Origin of the sequence: Morganella sp. BCCO 40_0007 (assembly GCF_032989665.1) — a bacterium.
GTDB lineage: Bacteria > Pseudomonadota > Gammaproteobacteria > Enterobacterales > Enterobacteriaceae > Morganella > Morganella sibonii.
This window is the reverse complement of record NZ_JAVBIN010000029.1, coordinates 1-1,224: the sequence shown is the minus strand read 5'-3', so window position 1 is coordinate 1,224 and position 1,224 is coordinate 1. Positions and strand designations below refer to the sequence as shown.

1 pseudogene is annotated in these 1,224 nt (G+C 58.7%); it reads right to left on the bottom strand.

The features are described from left to right. Positions 1 to 1,224, bottom strand: a pseudogene (locus R5268_RS19335) (type IV secretion protein Rhs); the annotation flags it as partial.

Genomic DNA, 1,224 nt, shown 5'->3' with positions numbered 1-1,224 from the left:
AACTGTACCGTTTCTTCCGGTGCCCGGTTTTCCGGGGGTTGCTTCAGCCGCTGTGCCTGTGCGGACTGCCAGACCCGTTTCCCGGTTCTGCGCCCGAGGATGTCGTAATCATATTCCGCCCGCTGGTTCCCCTGCGGGTCATGTTCAAAGGTCACTGCGGTAATGCGGTGCTCCGCATCATAGTGATAATGCTGACACACCGCGCTGTCCCGCACCCTGCGCTGCGCCATGCGGCCGAAGCCGTCATACGTGTAGTCGTATTCCTCACTGGCGGTGACCTGGTTATTAAACGCCACCTGCCGCTGATGCCCCAGCAGGTTCGCCGCTTCATCATACAGAAACAGCTCTTCGCTGAACCCGTTCAGACGCCGGGTCAGTTGCCCCAGCGGGTCATACCGGTAGGTTTCATACTGCCAGTGCCCCTGAGTGGCCGGAGAATCGGCCTGCCCGTAGCTGACACTGCGCTCCGTCAGGTTATTGTGCTTATCCCACGTATAACGCTTATCAATGGTTGCCGCCGTCACCCGCGTGCTGTTTGCAAGCCGCGCTATCTGTGCGGTGATACGCCCGCTGCTGTCATACTCCGTCCGCTGATCAAGCCCGCCGGAGAGCCGGTTAGTTTCACGGTGCAGCCGGTCGCGGCTGTATTCCGCCAGTACCGTCTGTTTCCCCCGCTCCCGCCAGTTCATCTGCTGAAGGTGGCCGGAGCCGTAATACAGATAACTCAGCGCCTGCCCGTCCGGCATTTCTGTGCTGCTGAGGTTACCGTTATCATCATAGCTGTGACGGTATACCCCGGCACTGTTCTGCTCGGACAGCATCTGCCCGTTCAGGTCATACTCAAATTCCAGGATATCCTGCCACGGCACATCCTCCCCGCTGAGCTGCGCCGCTGACCAGACCGCCGCCGGGACACGCCGCAGTATCAGTGCCGTTTTACTGTACTGATATCCGGTGCAGTAATCGCGGTTTTCCCGTGTGATCAGACGGCCTGCCGGATCATACTGATACTGTGTGATAACCGGTTCTTCTCCCGGCAGTGCGGGAATTTCCTCACGGCGGATAAGATTGCCGCCCGCATCATACTGATACTGTTTTTGCTGGCCGATCAGATCCTGCTCGCGGGTCAGACGGTGCAGCGCGTCATACTCAAAGCGGTAGGATTCGTCTTTCTCATTCACCAGCGCTTTCAGCCGCCCGAAACGATCATAACGGAACCCGAGA